Source organism: Sphingopyxis sp. CR5 (assembly GCF_059693785.1).
Genome location: NZ_JCATIE010000030.1, coordinates 1 through 653, shown reverse-complemented (window position 1 = coordinate 653; position 653 = coordinate 1). Strand labels below are relative to the sequence as shown.

Below are 653 nucleotides of genomic sequence, written 5' to 3'. Positions count from 1 at the left end.
CGCGCATTGCCCGATCATCTGCCGCGCGCGGAACGGCGGATCGAGCCCGAGGCCGGCAGCTGCACCTGTCCCGATTGCGGCGGCGCGCTGCGCCCGCTTGGCGACGACAGTGATGAGCAGCTCGACATCGCTCCGGCCCAGTGGCGCGTGATCCGCACCGTGCGGCCCAAGTATAGCTGCCGCGCCTGCGACAGGATTGTCCAGGCACCGGCGCCGGTGAAGGCGATCGCGCGCGGTAAGGCGAGCTTTGCCACGCTCGCCCATGTCGTCGTCCATAAGTTCGATCACCATCTGCCGCTCTATCGCCAGGCAGAGATGATGGCGGCACAGGGTATCGACATCGATCGCTCGACCCTCGCCGGCTGGGCGGGTCAGGCCGCGCATCTGCTCGATCCCATCGTCAGCCGTATTCGCGAGGAAGGGCTGAAGGCCGCCAAGCTCCACACCGACGACACGCCGGTGCCGATGCTCGTGCCCGGCAAGGGCCGCACCGCGCAGGCGCGGCTCTGGGCCTATGTCGTCGATGATCGCGCATCGGGCGCCGCCACCCCGGCGCTCGCCTGGTATCGGTTCACCCCCGATCGCAGCGGCATCCATCCGCAGAGCGAGCTGGGGTCATTCACCGGCCTTCTCCAAGCCGACGGCTATGCCGG

Annotated in this window: 1 protein-coding gene; it reads left to right on the top strand. The window is 68.9% G+C overall.

From position 1 onward, the window contains the following. The coding region (gene tnpC, locus AC58D2_RS20615; RefSeq protein WP_497392893.1) for an IS66 family transposase at positions 1-653 on the top strand (653 nt) is incomplete at both ends.